This is a genomic window from Mesorhizobium sp. B1-1-1 (assembly GCF_006442955.1).
Lineage (GTDB): Bacteria > Pseudomonadota > Alphaproteobacteria > Rhizobiales > Rhizobiaceae > Mesorhizobium.
Genome location: NZ_VFWW01000018.1, coordinates 77,654 through 93,358, shown reverse-complemented (window position 1 = coordinate 93,358; position 15,705 = coordinate 77,654). Strand labels below are relative to the sequence as shown.

20 protein-coding genes and 1 tRNA gene are annotated in these 15,705 nt (G+C 63.4%); 14 read left to right on the top strand and 7 right to left on the bottom strand.

The window, feature by feature from the left end; translation table 11 throughout:
• Positions 1–124: 124 nt before the first annotated feature.
• Positions 125–201: transfer RNA gene (locus FJ986_RS28745), tRNA-Met, on the top strand.
• Positions 202–517: 316 nt separating this feature from the next.
• Here FJ986_RS28745 and FJ986_RS28740 read toward each other — a convergent pair.
• The gene (locus FJ986_RS28740) at positions 518–1,024 is read right to left on the bottom strand and encodes an Hsp20/alpha crystallin family protein (protein ID WP_140522630.1); all 507 of its coding nucleotides are present in this window, start codon (positions 1,022–1,024) and stop codon (positions 518–520) included.
• Between the two features lie 76 nt (positions 1,025–1,100).
• Entirely contained in the window at positions 1,101–1,583 is a 483-nt protein-coding gene (locus FJ986_RS28735) for an Hsp20 family protein (protein ID WP_140522628.1), read from the bottom strand.
• Between the two features lie 26 nt (positions 1,584–1,609).
• Here FJ986_RS28735 and FJ986_RS30610 point away from each other — a divergent pair, with 26 nt between their 5' ends.
• Positions 1,610–1,759 (top strand): hypothetical protein, encoded by a 150-nt coding sequence (locus FJ986_RS30610; protein ID WP_181181934.1) that lies wholly within the window; start codon positions 1,610–1,612, stop codon positions 1,757–1,759.
• A 37-nt stretch (positions 1,760–1,796) separates the two neighbouring features.
• Positions 1,797–2,168, top strand: a complete 372-nt coding sequence (locus FJ986_RS28730; RefSeq protein WP_246681847.1) for a DUF982 domain-containing protein — start codon at positions 1,797–1,799, stop codon at positions 2,166–2,168.
• Between the two features lie 123 nt (positions 2,169–2,291).
• On the opposite strand, the gene FJ986_RS28725 is transcribed toward FJ986_RS28730, so the two are convergent.
• Together FJ986_RS28725 and FJ986_RS28720 are read right to left on the bottom strand one after the other, a co-directional pair.
• Positions 2,292–2,570, bottom strand: coding sequence for an usg protein (locus FJ986_RS28725; RefSeq protein WP_140676665.1), 279 nt, complete (start codon positions 2,568–2,570; stop codon positions 2,292–2,294).
• Between the two features lie 24 nt (positions 2,571–2,594).
• The gene (locus tag FJ986_RS28720; RefSeq protein ID WP_246681846.1) at positions 2,595–2,936 is read right to left on the bottom strand and encodes a hypothetical protein; all 342 of its coding nucleotides are present in this window, start codon (positions 2,934–2,936) and stop codon (positions 2,595–2,597) included.
• A 336-nt stretch (positions 2,937–3,272) separates the two neighbouring features.
• Between FJ986_RS28720 and FJ986_RS28715 the strand changes: the two genes are divergently transcribed.
• The 4 genes from FJ986_RS28715 (at position 3,273) to FJ986_RS28700 (ending at position 6,294) form a co-directional block, all read left to right on the top strand.
• The gene (locus FJ986_RS28715) at positions 3,273–3,587 is read left to right on the top strand and encodes a co-chaperone GroES (protein ID WP_140500451.1); all 315 of its coding nucleotides are present in this window, start codon (positions 3,273–3,275) and stop codon (positions 3,585–3,587) included.
• Positions 3,588–3,644: 57 nt separating this feature from the next.
• Entirely contained in the window at positions 3,645–5,276 is a 1,632-nt protein-coding gene (gene groL, locus FJ986_RS28710) for a chaperonin GroEL (RefSeq protein WP_140513825.1), read from the top strand.
• 71 nt (positions 5,277–5,347) lie between these two features.
• The gene (locus FJ986_RS28705) at positions 5,348–5,659 is read left to right on the top strand and encodes a hypothetical protein (protein ID WP_246681845.1); all 312 of its coding nucleotides are present in this window, start codon (positions 5,348–5,350) and stop codon (positions 5,657–5,659) included.
• A gap of 338 nt (positions 5,660–5,997) precedes the next feature.
• Positions 5,998–6,294, top strand: a complete 297-nt coding sequence (locus tag FJ986_RS28700) for a DUF982 domain-containing protein (protein WP_140624452.1) — start codon at positions 5,998–6,000, stop codon at positions 6,292–6,294.
• An 88-nt stretch (positions 6,295–6,382) separates the two neighbouring features.
• On the opposite strand, the gene FJ986_RS28695 is transcribed toward FJ986_RS28700, so the two are convergent.
• Positions 6,383–7,300, bottom strand: a complete 918-nt coding sequence (locus FJ986_RS28695; RefSeq protein ID WP_140632839.1) for a LysR family transcriptional regulator — start codon at positions 7,298–7,300, stop codon at positions 6,383–6,385.
• Between the two features lie 134 nt (positions 7,301–7,434).
• Here FJ986_RS28695 and FJ986_RS28690 point away from each other — a divergent pair, with 134 nt between their 5' ends.
• Positions 7,435–8,073: a DsbA family protein gene (locus FJ986_RS28690; protein WP_140676663.1), complete on the top strand. Its 639-nt coding sequence runs from the start codon at positions 7,435–7,437 to the stop codon at positions 8,071–8,073.
• A 36-nt stretch (positions 8,074–8,109) separates the two neighbouring features.
• The gene (locus FJ986_RS28685) at positions 8,110–8,721 is read left to right on the top strand and encodes an NAD(P)-dependent oxidoreductase (RefSeq protein WP_140560209.1); all 612 of its coding nucleotides are present in this window, start codon (positions 8,110–8,112) and stop codon (positions 8,719–8,721) included.
• 78 nt (positions 8,722–8,799) lie between these two features.
• Here FJ986_RS28685 and FJ986_RS28680 read toward each other — a convergent pair whose 3' ends face one another.
• Both FJ986_RS28680 and FJ986_RS28675 read right to left on the bottom strand, forming a co-directional pair.
• Positions 8,800–10,254 (bottom strand): ROK family protein, encoded by a 1,455-nt coding sequence (locus FJ986_RS28680; RefSeq protein WP_140676660.1) that lies wholly within the window; start codon positions 10,252–10,254, stop codon positions 8,800–8,802.
• Between the two features lie 35 nt (positions 10,255–10,289).
• Positions 10,290–11,198, bottom strand: coding sequence for a tagatose-bisphosphate aldolase (locus tag FJ986_RS28675; RefSeq protein ID WP_140676657.1), 909 nt, complete (start codon positions 11,196–11,198; stop codon positions 10,290–10,292).
• Between the two features lie 286 nt (positions 11,199–11,484).
• Between FJ986_RS28675 and FJ986_RS28670 the strand changes: the two genes are divergently transcribed.
• The 5 genes from FJ986_RS28670 to FJ986_RS28655 all read left to right on the top strand — a co-directional run bounded on the left by FJ986_RS28670 (position 11,485) and on the right by FJ986_RS28655 (position 15,696).
• Entirely contained in the window at positions 11,485–12,390 is a 906-nt protein-coding gene (locus FJ986_RS28670) for a sugar-binding domain-containing protein (RefSeq protein WP_140676653.1), read from the top strand.
• A 114-nt stretch (positions 12,391–12,504) separates the two neighbouring features.
• The gene (locus tag FJ986_RS30605; protein ID WP_181181933.1) at positions 12,505–12,681 is read left to right on the top strand and encodes a hypothetical protein; all 177 of its coding nucleotides are present in this window, start codon (positions 12,505–12,507) and stop codon (positions 12,679–12,681) included.
• 137 nt (positions 12,682–12,818) lie between these two features.
• Positions 12,819–13,796 (top strand): ABC transporter substrate-binding protein, encoded by a 978-nt coding sequence (locus FJ986_RS28665; protein WP_140500438.1) that lies wholly within the window; start codon positions 12,819–12,821, stop codon positions 13,794–13,796.
• Between the two features lie 99 nt (positions 13,797–13,895).
• Positions 13,896–14,957, top strand: a complete 1,062-nt coding sequence (locus FJ986_RS28660) for a ribose ABC transporter (RefSeq protein ID WP_140500436.1) — start codon at positions 13,896–13,898, stop codon at positions 14,955–14,957.
• The gene (locus FJ986_RS28655; RefSeq protein WP_140500435.1) at positions 14,950–15,696 is read left to right on the top strand and encodes an ATP-binding cassette domain-containing protein; all 747 of its coding nucleotides are present in this window, start codon (positions 14,950–14,952) and stop codon (positions 15,694–15,696) included. The genes FJ986_RS28660 and FJ986_RS28655 overlap by 8 nt, the downstream gene beginning before the upstream one ends.
• Positions 15,697–15,705: the final 9 nt, after the last annotated feature.

Sequence of the window (15,705 nt, the reverse complement as noted above, 5' to 3'; positions counted from 1 at the left end):
GGCGGCGCGAAGCAGGCAATCGCCCGCTTCCAAACATCGAAGCAGAAAACACCTGCTTCCAGAGATCGAAGCAGAAACACCTGCTTCCAGAGGTCGAAGCAAGCTGACGCTTGCTCACAGGTGGCGCGGGGTGGAGCAGCCCGGTAGCTCGTCAGGCTCATAACCTGAAGGTCACAGGTTCAAATCCTGTCCCCGCAACCAAATCAAAACAGCCCGGCTCACCCCGGGCTGTTCTTGTATCCGACTGATGGCCGCCCGCTCATTTGAGAACCCTCATCACGGGCCCGTAAATACCCAAAGCCGACGCCCAAGGTCAAAAACAAATCCCGCAAAACCAAACACAATCCGCCCGCCAGAACCATACAAGCCAAGCCAAAGCGACCAGGGGGGCGGGCAAGCCGGGCCACCGCACAAAAGACAGACCTGTCGCCGAAAAGCAATGGCGTCCGCAGTGTAAGCCGTCAACATCTCGACCTGAACCGGCGGGTGGGTTTGTCCCACCGCCGGCATAGGTGGTTCAACTCTTGATTTCGATCCGCTTTGCCTGCGCTTGCGCTTTCGCGGTCTTCGGCAATGTAACCGTCAGGACGCCGTTCCTGAAGCGCGCTTCGACATTGTCTTGCTCTACCTCGACGCCGAGCGGAATGCGGCGCTCGAAACGGCCGTAATAGCGCTCGGAGAACTGGCGCTCCTTGTCCTCGGTCTCGGACCGCTTTTCGCCCTTCAGGGTCAGCACGTCGTCATCGAGCAGGACCTCGATGTCCTTTTCCTCCATGCCAGGCACTTCGGCCGTGACACGGACCTCCTTTCCAGTGTCGGAGATCTCGACGCTTGGCCAGCGTGCGCCCTCGGCGGCAACGGAAGACAAGGACGGCAGACCGGAGCCGAAACCGCGGAAAACATCGTCGAAAAGACGGTTCACCTCACGGTGCAACGACATGAACGGATCACGTTCGCCATCGCGCAGAAGGCTGGGCACCTGGCCGCGTTCCCGGCCGAAAGGAATGAGATCACGTACGCTCATTGTCTTTCTCCTCTTTGCTTGCGTCTTCACCACCGGACGACCGGCGTCCGGGGTGGAAGCCTTGACCCGAATTGCCTCACGCGGCCTGTTTTTCCACTTGCACGGGCTTTGCCGCGGATTTTTCCTTGGCTTTGGCCATGCTGGTGCCGATCTCGATCTTGCGCGGTTTCATCTCTTCGGGAATCTCACGCTGGAGATCGACGGTCAGGAGACCGTTGACGAGGCCGGCGCCGGTCACCTTCACATGGTCGGCAAGTTCGAAGCGGCGCTCAAACGGCCGTCCGGCGATGCCGCGATGCAGGTATTCGCCATTGTCCTCTCCGGCACGCTCCCCGGCGATGACGAGCATGTTGGGTTCATGCACGATGCTCAATTCGTCTTGACTGAAGCCGGCTACCGCCATGGTGATGCGGTAGGCGTCGTCACCGGTCCTGGAGATGTCGTAGGGCGGCCAGTTGTCGACGTTCGCCGTGCGGCTGGCATTCTCCAGCAGGTCGAAAATACGGTCGAAGCCTATGCTCGACCGATAGAGTGGTGAAAAGTCGAAAGCGGTTCTCATAGCCATATCCTCCTTCGCTGAGCAACATGGGTACGAGGAGTGCCAAGGATGCGGCACTCCTTGACCTGCCGGCCCTTCTGGCGCCGGCGGAATCGATCTGGGAACTGACGGGCGTGGCGTCAAGAGGCCTGATCGAACGTCTTACCGAAATTCCGGCGGCCCTTGACGCGGCCTGAACGGCTGACCATCTCGATCACGGATGGAGGGTCGCCGATGACGCCATCCGATTGCTTACTCGCAAAAAGACGTCAAAAAACGGAGGAAGTGATGAACGATATTCGGTTTCCTCAACCGATTACCCTCGAATTCTCGAATGCCCCGCGTAAGGTCGCCAGCAGCTTCGAGGCTCTGGAATGCCTGGATCAACAATGGCCGAAATGGGCGCGCGGACCAAGCTGGCGCGCCGCCGGCCGTGCATGTCGTGATGCGCTGGATGGCTGGCGCAGCGGGCGTGCCGCCTACAAGGCTTTCTTGAAGGCGGCCAAGCGAGCCGGGCTGACGAGGGGCCGCGCCGCTTCGCCCCAGCAATTCCGTTCCGCGGCGATGTCAAGGGCGGACCGGCCGATGGCTGTCAGAGCAGGATGACACGAGTCCCACCACTCATCCTGCTCGGGAACTCTGATTTTAGGTATGCTCAATCGAGCCTTTGAGCGCGCCGCGTTGCAGGCGACGCGCTTCAGGTTTTTTGATCCGCTCAATGTGATCCGCTCAATGGATGGCAACGATGCCGTCAACGGCGCGCCATTCCGACGGTGTGATTAGACGATGATGTGCGACGCGCACGGAATGCAGCGCGCCGTCCAGTTCGCTTTCCCAATAGCCAAGGAAGCCCTTCAGCTCCGGGAAATCGGGAGCGAGGTCGTATTCCTGCCAGACATAGAGCTGCAGCAGGTTGGGGTAGTCAGGCATATGATAGTGGATCTCGGCCGTGGTCAGGCCGTAGCCATCCATCTGCAGGCGGAAGTCTCTGCTGACCGCAGTCACCATATGTTTCTCCTTTCGCTTACGACCTTATGCATTCATCCTGGCGAAGTCGTGCCGGAATTCATCCGGCGTGGACCGCGGCGCCGGCACGTCGATGTCGAGCTTGTACAAGGCCTCCATGATGTGGTCGAAGGAAACCGGCCGCTCGACTCCCGGCGGCAGGCGCAGTTCCGGCATCGACTCCACCGCGCAGGCATCCGAGGCCCAAGACGACAGGATCGCCCGCTTTTCCCAGAGGTCGAGCGCGCCGTCTTCCAATACCTCGTCAGGATGTTTGAAGTGCCTCGCCGGCGAAAGCAGCCGGTCAAGCGAGGTGTCGGGCGTGTCAGTCAGGGAAGGCATGATCGGCGAAAATTTATGTCGGTCCATCGCTGTCCTCCGTCTGCAAAAACTCCTCGATAGCGTCCAGTTTCCGGCTGTGCTTCGGCAGCGCCAGCCAGGATAATCTTGTTGGCTCTTCACCAAAATTCAAGCGGTGAAATCGTCGACCTGGCGAGAATCCCTGCATGATAACAACGCGTTGGCACTCTGATGTGACGAGTGCCAAAATTTTTGCGCGGACCTCTTGAAACCGGAAAATTCCAAAACTAGCTCGATATGCGCGCGCGATGCCTGAACAAGGGTCGCGGCACCTCGTGCCGGGCCGATATTGCCGGTCCGGCACGGAGGAACCTCAAAAACTGTTTGTCCTTGAAGGAGAACGACATGACGTTCCGCCCATTGCACGACCGTATCCTGGTCCGCCGCATCGAAGCCGAGGAGAAAACGGCTGGCGGCATTATCATTCCCGACACAGCCAAGGAAAAGCCGCAGGAAGGCGAGGTGATCGCCGCCGGCCCCGGCGCCCGCAACGAAGCCGGGCAGCTACAGCCGCTCGACGTCAGGGTGGGTGACCGCATTCTGTTCGGCAAATGGTCCGGCACCGAGATCAAGCTCGGCGGCCAAGACCTGATTATCATGAAGGAAAGCGATGTGATGGGCGTGATCGAGCAGACCGCGACCGTGAAGAAGGCCGCCTGACGGCTTCTTGCCAAGTTACCAGTCAACGAAAGCTGCCTAAATTGAAGGAGTGATCCAATGGCTGCCAAGGAAGTGAAGTTCCATACCGAAGCCCGCGAGAAGATGCTGCGCGGCGTCGACATTCTGGCCAATGCGGTGAAGGTGACGCTCGGTCCCAAAGGCCGCAACGTCGTTATCGACAAATCCTTCGGCGCGCCGCGCATCACCAAGGATGGTGTGACGGTGGCCAAGGAGATCGAACTGGAAGACAAGTTCGAAAACATGGGCGCGCAGATGGTGCGCGAAGTCGCTTCGAAGACCAACGACATCGCCGGCGACGGCACCACGACTGCGACCGTTCTGGCCCAAGCCATCGTCAAGGAAGGTGCCAAGGCCGTTGCCTCGGGCATGAATCCGATGGATTTGAAACGCGGCATCGACAAGGCCGTGGAGGCGGTCGTCGCCGAACTGAAGGCCAACGCTCGCAAGGTGACGAAAAACGATGAGATCGCCCAGGTCGGCACCATTTCGGCCAATGGCGATCCCGAGATCGGCCGCTTCCTCGCCGAGGCGATGGAGAAGGTCGGCAATGAAGGTGTCATCACGGTGGAGGAGGCCAAGACCGCCGAGACCGAACTGGAGGTGGTCGAAGGCATGCAGTTCGACCGCGGCTATCTCAGCCCGTACTTCATCACCAACCAGGACAAGATGCGCGTCGAGCTCGAAGAGCCCTACGTGCTGATCCACGAGAAGAAACTGTCCAACCTGCAAGCCATGCTCCCCGTCCTCGAGGCAGTCGTGCAGTCGGGCAAGCCGCTGCTGATCATCGCCGAGGATGTCGAGGGCGAGGCGCTCGCCACGCTGGTCGTGAACAAATTGCGCGGCGGCCTGAAGGTCGCGGCAGTCAAGGCGCCCGGCTTCGGCGATCGCCGCAAGGCGATGCTGGAGGATATCGCCATCCTCACCGGCGGCACGGCGATCAGCGAGGACCTCGGCATCAAGCTCGAAAACGTCACGCTGCAGATGCTGGGCCGCGCCAAGAAGGTGGTGATCGAAAAAGAAAACACCACCATCGTCGACGGCGTTGGCCGCAAGGAAGAGATCCAGGGCCGCATCGCCCAGATCAAAGCGCAGATCGAGGAGACCACCTCCGACTACGACCGCGAGAAACTGCAGGAGCGGCTGGCGAAGCTCGCCGGTGGCGTCGCCGTCATCCGTGTCGGCGGTTCGACGGAAGTCGAGGTGAAGGAGCGCAAGGACCGTGTCGACGACGCGCTGCATGCGACCCGTGCGGCGGTCGAGGAAGGCGTGCTCCCGGGCGGCGGCGTCGCGCTGCTCCGGGCCGCCAAGGCGCTCGATGCCTTGCCGATCGACAATGCCGACCAGAGGACCGGTGTCGAGATCGTGCGGCGTGCGATCGAGACCCCGGTGCGCCAGATCGCGGAGAACGCCGGCGCCGAGGGCTCGATCATCGTCGGCAAGCTGCGTGAGAAGAGCGAGTTCGGCTGGGGCTGGAACGCCCAGACCAACGAGTTCGGCGATCTCTACGGTCAAGGCGTCATCGATCCGGCAAAGGTCGTGCGCACCGCGCTTCAGGACGCCGCTTCCGTCGCTGGCCTGCTGGTCACCACCGAGGCGATGGTGGCCGAGAAGCCAAAGAAGGAGGCCGCGACCCCTGCCATGCCCGCCGGCGCGGGCATGGACTTCTAGGACGCCGGGAGGCCGCCCGCTCCCACAAGTGGGAGCGGGCGCTTCCCGCGAAAGTTTGGAGAGAGACCACTATGACCGGCATCGGTTCGGTTTCGGCGCCCACGCATCCGGCAAACGAATTTCTCGCCTACGAGGCAGAATGCAGGAGCGTGCTGGGGCCATTGTTGATAAGCGTTCTCGACATGGCCGAGTCCGCAGGCTGGAGCCGCCGTACGGCGGCGTCGACGCTGATGTTCCTGGCCGCGCAGCATGTGTCGGCAGCCTCGGAAGGCTCCGGCGGCTCAACCAGGGATGGAGGACGCGATCATCTGAGCCCCACAGCGAATGATGGACCGATGTCCGGTTGGGGAGAGGACCGACATGATCGTGGGCCAATTGCGTGAATGCCTGAAAACGTTGAGGTGGAAAGCGGCAGACCTCGTCGACGAGCTTGGTTGCCCGCAAAGCCAGGTCGCCGCCTGGCTCGATGGGCGGGCGCTTCCGCCGCTTTCCGTCCTAGCCTGGCTCGAGGCGCTCGCCAGGGCGCATAGGGCGCTACCGGCGCCTGGCCGAGGCTCGCCAGTGCTCAAGCCAAGCCCGGTCGAGCCAGCCGAGATCAGGCTCGTGGCCGCCGGAAATCCGACGACACCGGCGCACCCGCCCTATCCGCGCCGACCTGTCTTCGCGCACCAGGCTGCCCGACATGCTTCGGTTCGTTTGCCATCGAATGGAGGTTTAAATCATGGCACAGATGCGCTTTGAAGAACCCGTGACGATCTTGGTCGGAATGGGGCTTCCGGTAACGATCGAGACTGCGATGGAAGCATATGCCGTGTTGCAGGACTGGCCCGTTGCCAGCCGAAACGGCGCCCATGCCGTCGCCCTCAACGCTTGCAAAGCCGGCATTGCCGGCGAGATCGATGCGGAAACCGTGCGGGCGACCTTGATCGCCTTCGCGCGCCGCAATGACATTCTGGTGCCGAATATGATCTCGCCTGCCAGTATCGCATCCGGTGGCCGCGCCGTGCGAGCGGATTGAGGATCTATACGCGACCTATCGGTGAGCGCCCCGGCGATCCAAAATGATCGGCCCGTCAGCCTCGAGCTGGCGGGCTGTCTCCGTCGCCTCAGGCCGTTTCGACGAGACGCGAGCGTTTCTTCTCGGCGGCCGCCAGCAACTCGACGAAGGCGCGGACCTTGGCTGGCCGGAACCGGGCCGGAGGGAAAACGGCATGGATGCCGCCGGCAGGCAACATCCAGTCGGCAAATACCGGCACGAGACGTCCCTCGGCGATATCGTCGCCGACACTGTAGTCGGGAAATACGCCCAATCCGATACCGGCGAGCACGCAGGCAAGAGCCGCCGGGCTCTTGTCGCACATGATGACCGGGTTGAGTTCGGTCAACACCGTTTCTCCCTCTCTTGAAAACAGCCATTGGCCGATGCCGCGCAGCTGGGCGTTGCCGACCCAGGCAAGCGATCTTGCCTGGCGCGGGGTGACATCGGGCGGCAGGCTTGCGGCGAAGGTCGGGTTCGCCACCACGACCTGCTGTATCGTGCCCAGGCGCCGCGCCTGATTGGACGAATCCGCAAGCCAGCCGACGCGGATGCCGAGGTCGATCTGCTCGTCCACCAGATTGCTGACGGCGTCATCGAAAATCGCCTCGACGCGCATATGCGGATAAGTTCGGAGATAGGCGGCCATGACCGGCGCAACGATCTTCGTGCCATAGTCGAGCGGCGCGGTCAGCCTCAGCATTCCCTTGGGTTCGACTGCCCCGTGCGAGATCTCGCCATAGGCCGCTTCGGCTTCGCGCAGGATGATCATCGCGCGGTCGTAGAAGAGGCGACCCTCCTCGGTCGGCGTGACACGCCGCGTCGTGCGCCGCATGAGCGTCGCGCACAATTCCTGTTCAAGCCTGCCGATCTGGTGGCTGACCACGGCCTTGGCCACGCCAAGCCGGTCCGCCGCCGTGGTGAACGAGCCTGTCTCCATCACCGTGGTGAAATAGACAAGCCGATTGAGATTGAGGAGTTCGGTCACATGCTTTGTCTGATTAGATCAGACAGTTTGTATTATTGGGCACCATTTATTGCAAGACCATCATCTGCCACATGTAAGCCAAGACATTTGGCGGACGGGGCAGCTAATGCCACCGCAACGGAGACCGGGCGACCGTGGGCAATCCAGAAGTGACCTACCTTTTCGATCCGCTCTGCGGCTGGTGTTATGGCGCAAGCCCGATGCTCGAAAAACTGTCCGGCAGCGGCGTGCGCGTCGAGCTCTTGCCGACCGGCCTGTTTTCGGGGGCAGGCGCTCGGCCGATGGATGACGGTTTTGCCGCCCATGCCTGGGCGAACGACCAGCGCATCGAGCGGTTAACGGGACAGGTTTTCACGCAGGCCTATCGGGACAACGTGCTGAATGTTCGCGGCACGTTGCTGGATTCCCATGCCGCGACCCTCGCGATTACCGCAGCGGGCCCGGAAGATCCCGGCCGCCGGCTGGCCGCGCTGAAGGCGATCCAGAACGCGCGCTATGTCGATGGGCGCGATATCGTCACGGTCGGCGGTGTCGCCGAGGTGCTCGCCGCCGCCGGCATGGCCGATGCCGGCGAACTGGTGAAGGCGCCAACCGAAGGATTGCTGACAGCTCACCGCGAACTGGTCGGCCGAGGCCGCGCGCTGTTCCAGCGCTTGCATTCCAATGGCGTGCCTTCGCTCGCCGTCATCCGCAACGATGCGCCGCGCCTCATCGGTTCGAACGCGCTGTTCGGCAGTTTCGACAATCTCCTCGCTCATATCGCGGCCGCGTGACCCCCAACCCACCTCCAACAAGGAATGCAAAAAGACATGGCAAAAGTCGCTCTCATCGGCGCATCGGGCGCAGTCGGTTCGCGCCTGCTCAAGGAACTCTCCGGCCGTGGCCACACAGTCACCGGCATCGCCCGCAATCCTGAAAAAATCGCCGCGCTGCCTGGCGTGACGGCCAGGAAGGGCGACGTCTTCGACAAGGAAGGCCTCGCCAAGCTGGTCCGCGGCCACGATGTGGTGATCAGTTCGGTGCATTTCCTCGACAGCGATGCCGACACGCTGATCGCCGCGGTGCGAGCCTCCGGCGTGAAGCGTTACCTGGTCGTCGGTGGCGCGGGCAGCCTTGAGGTCTCGCCTGGCAAGCGGCTGGTCGACACGCCCGAATTTCCTGACATCTACAAGGCCGAGGCGCAGAAGGGCGCTGACTTCCTGGACAAGTTGAAGACCATCGATGACCTCGACTGGACGTTCCTGTCGCCGTCCGCCATGTTCATCCCGGGCGAGCGGACTGGCAAATTCCGCCTCGGCAAGGACACGCTTCTGGCTTCGGACAAGGGCAGCAGCATTTCCTTCGAGGATTACGCCATCGCGATGGTCGACGAGATCGAGAAGCCCGCCTACATAAAGCAGCGCTTCACCGTCGGTTATTGACTAGGCAGGCCTGGCCAGCTCGAAAGCGAAACGGCTTTCGGAGTTGGCGAGCCCAGCTGCTTCTTGTCCATCAACGTTCTAAACGTCGCCCGTCATTATCGCTCGCAGCCATGCCATGATGGCATCGAAGTCGATCGGTTTCGTCGTGTCGACGTCGAAGAGCGGGCCGCGCCGCAGCGGTTCGGCGCGCCTGGCGAGTTCGATCAGTTCGGGGATATAGGCCGCGCCTGGATGGCCGGCGGGACGCTGGCCGAGCCGGGCGCCATAGCGTTCGGCCAAAACCTCGCCCGGCGCGTGGCACCAGATTTCGAAAGTCTGTTCGACACCGGCATTCCTGAGATGATCCTCAAGCAGCTCGCGCGGCTGGAAACCGAACCAGGCGTCGACGATGAATGTGGAGCCCGCTGGGGCTTCGCCGACGACTGACCAGATCGCCTGATAGCTGGCGCGGCCGAGCGTGCGGTTGAATGCGCGGTCGCCGCCGCCGAGCACCTCGAGAAACGGATTCTTGATCGTGTCGAGCGCAAGCAACGGCCATCCCATGCGGTCGGCGATGCCGCGCGACACCGTGCTCTTGCCGCTGGCCGGGATGCCGTTGACCAGCACGGCGCGCCTGGCCGCGCCGGCTTGCACAAAATGCCGGCCAAAAATCGGCGCTGTCGCCATGTCTGTTCCGGCCAGCGCCTGCAATCCTGCCCCGATCACGCCGGCGTCGTCGCCGAGCTGCGCCGGCTCGAGCGGGCACTGGTACCACGGCGCCAGGGCCGGCGCGCGGCCGAGCGCCTTGTGTGCCGCCCAGCCAAGACCGCCGCCGAGCAGGACGACACCGGGGTCGAACATGGCAACGCTGGTATCGATGGCGGCACGCAAAGGCATTGCCCAGGCTTCGAGTATAGCGCGCGCCTGGACGTCTCCGGCGGCGTCGCGGGCAAAGAGCTGGTCGACCGAAAGGTCGGGACGCAAGCCGGCCCGCGCGATGTGACGGCCAAGCGCGGTGCCCGAACTGGTGGTCTCGACACAACCGCGCCGGCCGCAGGCGCAGATCTCGCCATTGACGTCGACAGTGATGTGGCCGAGCTGCCCTGCCGTTGCCCGGCCACGCACGATCCGCCGATGTTGAGCGACGGCCCCGCCAATGCCGGTGCCGATGGTGAACATGGCGACGTCGTGATGGCCCCGGCCGGCGCCGAGCGCCATCTCGGCGACCAGTGCCATGTTGCAGTCATTGTCGATGACGACGGGCTTGCCGGCCATGTCCTCCAGGCGCTGCGCCAGCGAGACGGAGGCCAGATTGACGTAGCCGCCGGACAGGACCCCGCGGCGATGCGCGTCGACGCGACCGGGAACACCGATGCCGATGGCCGAAACCTCCGCTGTGTCGAGCCGGCGCACCATCCCGGCGATCCGCGAGAGCACAGCCTGCGGGTCTGGCGCGCTCTTTTCGGACAGACGTTCGAGGATTTCGCCGGTGCCCGAAATGCGGGCGGCCCGCAGATTGGTGCCGCCTATATCTATACCTATGCTGAGAGGCATGACGTCCTGCACGTGCCGGTGATCCAACGCAGATATCAGGCGGCGACCTTGCGCCGGTGATGCCCGATTACCGCCTGGATCTCACGCAATCGCGGCACCGCGATGGTCTTAAGCCTTTCGCGCTGAATGTCACGATCGAGCGAGATGCAGTCCTTCCACAGCGAGCGGCCGGCGATGACGCCGGAGGCGCCGTTCTGCATGGCAATCTCGACCTGGCCGAGGAAGGTGGCGTGGTTGACGCCGGCCGAAAGCACCGCCCACGGCACCTCGCCGGCCATTCTCGTGATGTTGGCGCAGGCTTCCGGCGTTCCGGGATACGGAAGCTTCAACACCTTCGCCCCGCACTCCAGCGAGATCCTTGTGCCTTCCTCGACAAGCCACGGCGTCTTCGTCGCATAATCTTCAGGGCTTTCGCCTTCGAGCTGATAGGTCAGGAATTCGACGACGAGCAACAAATCTTCCTGCCCGAAGTCGGCGATGCATTGGCGCAGGATGGCAATGTTGTGCTCATTCGCTTCGGGCTTGTCGGCCCGCAGATACACCATGATCTTGCCGCCCGTGCCACCCAGTTCGCGCACGCGGCGCGCATCGATGCCGGGGACAAGGCGCGACAGGCGATAGCCTTCAGGCGAGACGTCGAAACCCGAGGCGTCGAGGCCGATAAGCAGCGCGGTATCGCGGTTCAGCACGCCCTCCTCGACAACCCGCGGCACCGCGCAGAGCGGGTCGAGCAGCACGCAGGACGCGGCACTTGCAAGGTAGCGCGTGATGTCGGCCTTGGTGTCCCCGAGCATGTCGTTGGTGATCCTGGCCTGTTCGGCCGGATCCGACGCCAGCAAGGTGCGCATGCCGCCGCGCTGGTCGCAGGCGATGGCCAGCATGGCCCCGTCCTTGCCGCATATCTGCTGATAGCCGCGCAGCTCCGCGGTGGTCATCTTTGTCATGGTCTCTGTCCGATGTTAGCGCTCTCTGGCCGAGGGCGCGGATCCCGTGAAAACAAGAATGTTCAGTTTTTGCCCGCCTGCCGGCAGGGGAGAATTGCCGTCGTGATGCGCCGTCGATTGCCCGGAAAAGCACACCTTGCCGGCGCCTGGGCAGGAACGGCCTCAAGTTGCGGGTTCGCCGGATTTGCGCGATAACTCGCATCGACGTATACGTGTGTAACACGTTGCTGAAAGGAATTGCAAGCTGGCTGTCCCTCCCATTCAGGATGCGACCGCATCGCGCACGATGCTGCACACGGTCGCCAAACTGCATTACGAGGCGGAGATGTCGCAGGTCGATATCGCGCGGCAGCTTGGCGTCTCCACCGCGACCATATCGCGCCTCTTGCAGCGGGCGCGGGCGGAAGGGATCGTCCGTATCGAGGTTCTCGACCTGGCGGCACCTGAGGAGATCACCGGACAGATGATCGATAGGCTAGGCCTGCGTGACGCAGCGGTGGTCGAGACGCCGGCCGCAGGCGCGCTGACGGCGCTGGCCGGCCCGCTCGGCGGCCTTCTCAAGCAGGCGCAATTGGTGGCCGGCTCCGTGGTCGCCATCGGCTGGGGGCGCGCGGTGCGCGAGGTGATCCGCTCCGGCCTGCCGCGCATTCCGGGCGTGCTGACCGTTGCCGCCACCGGCGGCATGCAGCAGCACGCGGCGCATTTTCAGGTCAACGAATTCGTCCGCCTCGCCGCCGAGGAGTTCGGCGGGATACCGCACTTCATTCATGCGCCCTATCTGCCTTCCAGTGAATTGCGTGAAGTCTTCCTTGGTGATGCCGCCATCAGCGATGCCGTCGCGCTGTGGGACAGGACCGATGTGGCGATCGTCGGCATCGGCCTGCCGCATGCCATCAATGCACCCGAAGCGAGCGCAGCCACGCCGAGCGAGCAGGCGCTGGTCCATGCGGCCGGCGATGTCCTTCGGCATTATTTCGATGCCGATGGCGCGCTGATCGCCTGGGAAGGAGAGGGCCGGATGATCGCTATGTCGCCGGCGCAGCTCCGCGCCGTGCCGCTGGTGATCGGTGTCGCGGCGTCGCCGGAAAAGGCGACGGCCATCATCGGCGCCGCTCGCGCCCGGCTGATCAACGCCGTGATAACGGATACGAAGACGGCGCAAGCCATCCTCGCAACCCTGCCGCCGCGATAGTGCCCGCCCGACGCGCCGCCGCCGCATTCCAGTTCGCGAGGGCGATTTTACGAAATCGGTTGTGCCGCCGAGAAGTCGAGGCAATAGTTCGCCGGGACTTTGTGGAGCAGTCGGATGTTGCGTGAAAAATCCGGCATTGCGACCCGGAAAACCGAGTTGCAATTTATTTCTGCAAAGTGTTACAAGTTTGTGAACTTGGCGTGCGACGCATGCCAGGTGCTGTGGTTCTCTGACCTCGCGGAGGGCGAGGAAGTGACCACGGCTATCGTAGCGGTCGGCTGGACCGGCTGACCTATCGACTGGAGGGCGCTTGGGAGGAGCTGCCCGCGAAAAGCAAACAGGCGTTCCCGGCCGTCTGTCCCAAGCGGACGACGGCCATTCGATGTCACTTGCAACGGCAGATCTGCCAACACAATGAGGAGGATGTCATGAAGAAGATCGTTGCCGCGCTTGCGGCTCTCGCCGTCAGCGCGACGGTGCTTATCGCGCCCGCGCAGGCGCAGGACAAGAAATACACCATCGCGCTCGTTCCGGGCCTGACCACCGACGGTTTCTACATCACCATGCGCAAGGGTGCCCAGGCCGCGGCCGACGCCCTTGGCGTGAACCTGGTCTTCCAGGGCGCTCCTGAGTTCAATCCGGTCACCCAGGTGCCGGTGCTCGACGCGGTCATCGCCAAGAAGCCGGACGCGATCCTGATCGCTCCTACCGACAAGGTCCAGCTGGTCGAGCCGCTGCGCAAGGCCAATGACGCAGGCATTCCGGTCATCACCGTGGATACGTTCATCGGCACCGGCGCCTATCAGACCGGCGCGGGTGACGCCGATTTCCCGCTGGCCTACATCGCCTCGGACAATGTGCTGGGCGGCGAGATCGCGGCGCGGGCGCTTGCCAAGGCCGTCGGCGACAAGGGCAAGGTCTATGTCTCCAACGTCAAGCCCGGCATCTCGACCACCGACCAGCGCGAGGAAGGCTTCAAGAAGGAGATGGCCAACCATCCCGGCATCACCGTTCTCGAGACCCAGTTCAATGACGACGACGCCAACAAGGCGGCCTCGCAGCTGCAGGCGGTGTTCGCGCGCAACCCCGACCTCGTCGGCGTGTTCGGCGCCAATCTGTTCTCGGCGCTGGGCGCCGCCAATGGCGTCAAGCAGGCAGGGCAGACGGGCACCGTCAAAGTGGTTGCCTTCGATGCTCCGACCAGCATCGTCGACAACATCAACACCGGCCTTGTGGATGTGGCGATCGCCCAACATCCCGCAGAGATCGGCTATTTCGGCGTCGTCTCGGCCTATGCCCACCTGACCGGCCAATCCATCCCGGTCACGATCGGCACCGGCTTCACGATCATGGACAAGTCCAACATCGCCGATCCGAACATCTCGAAGTATCTCTACTCCGAGTAAGTCCGGACCAGCTTGGCTCTTCCCGGTGCGCCGGGAGGAGCCTGTGCCGGTCCCGCCAGGGCGGGACCTGTTTGAAGGCAGCCGCGCCGCGGAGTACTCATGACCTCGACATCACCAGCACAGCCAGCCGAGAAGCATGTCGCCCCCCAGGCTGACCACGGCGATCCCGCCAGGAGCTGGATCGCACGCATCGCCGAGGGGCGCGCCTGGCTGTTTCTCGCGGGCCTGATCATCTGTTTCGAGATCTGGTCGCGGAGCGCCTTCGGCGCCACTTTCGTGCTCAATCCGTTCAATCTGCAATCCATCGCGATTTTCGCCGTGGCGCCGCTGCTTTTGGCGACCGGGCAGACCTTTGTCATCATATCAGGCGGCATCGACCTTTCGCTCGGCTTCATCATGGGCCTTGCCGCGGTCATCGCCGCGCATGCCACCAACATGGCGGGCGCCGCCATTCCGTTGCCGTTGGCCATGCTGGCCGGCATCCTTGCCGCAGTGATCGTGGCCGGCGTGCCCGGCGTCATCAACGGCTTGCTGATCTCGCGGCTCAGGGTTCCGCCCTTCATCGGCACGCTCGGCATGTTCGGCGTCGCCCGCGGTGTCGCCTTCCTGCTTGCCGGCGGCACGACGGTGCCGGTACAGAACTCCTGGTTCGCACTGCTCGGCAACGGCAAGTTCCATGGCGTGCCCTATCTGGTGATGATCGCCGCTGTCTTCGTCGTCGTGATGCACTATCTGCTCAGCCAGACCCGGTTCGGCCAGCACAATTACGCCATCGGCGCCAATGTGCAGGCGGCGCGCCGCGCCGGCATCGACATCAGGGGCCACATCCTGCGGCTCTACGTGCTGTCGGCAATGTGCGCCGGCCTTGGCGGCGCGCTCTATGCCGCGCGTTTCACGGCGGGGGCAGCGCAGGCCGGCGAACCGCTGCTGCTCGACAGCGTCGCGGCGGTGGTGATCGGCGGCGCCAGCCTGTTCGGCGGCTCCGGCACCATCTTCGGCACCGTCGCCGGCGCGCTGGTGATCGCGGTCATCCAATACGGGCTGGTCTTCGTCAATGTGGAGCCGTTCTGGCAGTTCATCGCCGTCGGCGTCGTCATCATCATTTCCGTTCTCATCGACCAGGCGCAGCGCCGGTTCAGTGGAGCCCGTCAGGATGAATAGCACCGAGCCCCTCCTCGAAGTCCGGAACCTTTCCAAGCACTTCGGTGCGGTACGGGCGCTCAACGATTTCTCCATGGCCGTGCGGCCGGGCGAAGTGGTGGCGCTTGCCGGCGACAATGGCGCCGGCAAGACGACCCTGATCAAGGCAATATCGGGCGTGTTCCAGCCGACGGGCGGAGAAATCCTGCTCAGAGGGCAGCCGGTGGCTTTCGCCACGCCGCAGGAGGCGCGCGAAAAGGGCATCGAGACGATCTACCAGGATCTCGCGCTGGCCGACAATCTGTCGATCGGTGCCAACATCTTCCTCGGCCGCGAACCGATGCGCAAGGCGTTCGGCTTCCTGCCGGTGCTCGACCGCAAGGCCATGGCCGAGGCCGCCAGGGAGACGATGAAGCGGCTGGACTTTCACGTCAGCCGGTTGAACGCGCCGGTCAGCAATTTCTCCGGCGGCCAGCGCCAGGCCGTGGCCATCGGCCGCGCCGTCTACTGGGACGCGCAGATCCTGATCATGGATGAACCGACGGCCGCGCTCGGCGTGCCGGAGCAGCGCAAGGTGATTTCGCTCATCCATCAGCTCAAGGCGCAAGGGCGCGGCGTGATCTTCATCTCGCATAATCTGCAGGACATCTTCGCCGTTTCCGATCGCATCGTCGTGCTGCGGCGTGGGATCCAGGCCGGCGAGCGCAAGATTTCCGAGACCAACCATGACGAGGTCGTCAGGCTGATGGTCGGCGGCTAAGGCCGTCGA

Bases quoted from the DNA above. Each gene is read 5' to 3' on its own strand.
- FJ986_RS28740 (WP_140522630.1), bottom strand. From the start codon at position 1,024: ATGAGCGTACGTGATCTCATTCCTTTCGGCCGGGAACGCGGCCAGGTG.
- FJ986_RS28735 (WP_140522628.1), bottom strand. From the start codon at position 1,583: ATGAGAACCGCTTTCGACTTTTCACCACTCTATCGGTCGAGCATAGGC.
- FJ986_RS30610 (WP_181181934.1), top strand. From the start codon at position 1,610: ATGGGTACGAGGAGTGCCAAGGATGCGGCACTCCTTGACCTGCCGGCC.
- FJ986_RS28730 (WP_246681847.1), top strand. From the start codon at position 1,797: ATGACGCCATCCGATTGCTTACTCGCAAAAAGACGTCAAAAAACGGAG.
- FJ986_RS28725 (WP_140676665.1), bottom strand. From the start codon at position 2,570: ATGGTGACTGCGGTCAGCAGAGACTTCCGCCTGCAGATGGATGGCTAC.
- FJ986_RS28720 (WP_246681846.1), bottom strand. From the start codon at position 2,936: ATGGACCGACATAAATTTTCGCCGATCATGCCTTCCCTGACTGACACG.
- FJ986_RS28715 (WP_140500451.1), top strand. From the start codon at position 3,273: ATGACGTTCCGCCCATTGCACGACCGTATCCTGGTCCGCCGCATCGAA.
- groL (WP_140513825.1), top strand. From the start codon at position 3,645: ATGGCTGCCAAGGAAGTGAAGTTCCATACCGAAGCCCGCGAGAAGATG.
- FJ986_RS28705 (WP_246681845.1), top strand. From the start codon at position 5,348: ATGACCGGCATCGGTTCGGTTTCGGCGCCCACGCATCCGGCAAACGAA.
- FJ986_RS28700 (WP_140624452.1), top strand. From the start codon at position 5,998: ATGGCACAGATGCGCTTTGAAGAACCCGTGACGATCTTGGTCGGAATG.
- FJ986_RS28685 (WP_140560209.1), top strand. From the start codon at position 8,110: ATGGCAAAAGTCGCTCTCATCGGCGCATCGGGCGCAGTCGGTTCGCGC.
- FJ986_RS28680 (WP_140676660.1), bottom strand. From the start codon at position 10,254: ATGCCTCTCAGCATAGGTATAGATATAGGCGGCACCAATCTGCGGGCC.
- FJ986_RS28675 (WP_140676657.1), bottom strand. From the start codon at position 11,198: ATGACAAAGATGACCACCGCGGAGCTGCGCGGCTATCAGCAGATATGC.
- FJ986_RS28670 (WP_140676653.1), top strand. From the start codon at position 11,485: ATGCTGCACACGGTCGCCAAACTGCATTACGAGGCGGAGATGTCGCAG.
- FJ986_RS30605 (WP_181181933.1), top strand. From the start codon at position 12,505: ATGTTGCGTGAAAAATCCGGCATTGCGACCCGGAAAACCGAGTTGCAA.
- FJ986_RS28665 (WP_140500438.1), top strand. From the start codon at position 12,819: ATGAAGAAGATCGTTGCCGCGCTTGCGGCTCTCGCCGTCAGCGCGACG.
- FJ986_RS28660 (WP_140500436.1), top strand. From the start codon at position 13,896: ATGACCTCGACATCACCAGCACAGCCAGCCGAGAAGCATGTCGCCCCC.
- FJ986_RS28655 (WP_140500435.1), top strand. From the start codon at position 14,950: ATGAATAGCACCGAGCCCCTCCTCGAAGTCCGGAACCTTTCCAAGCAC.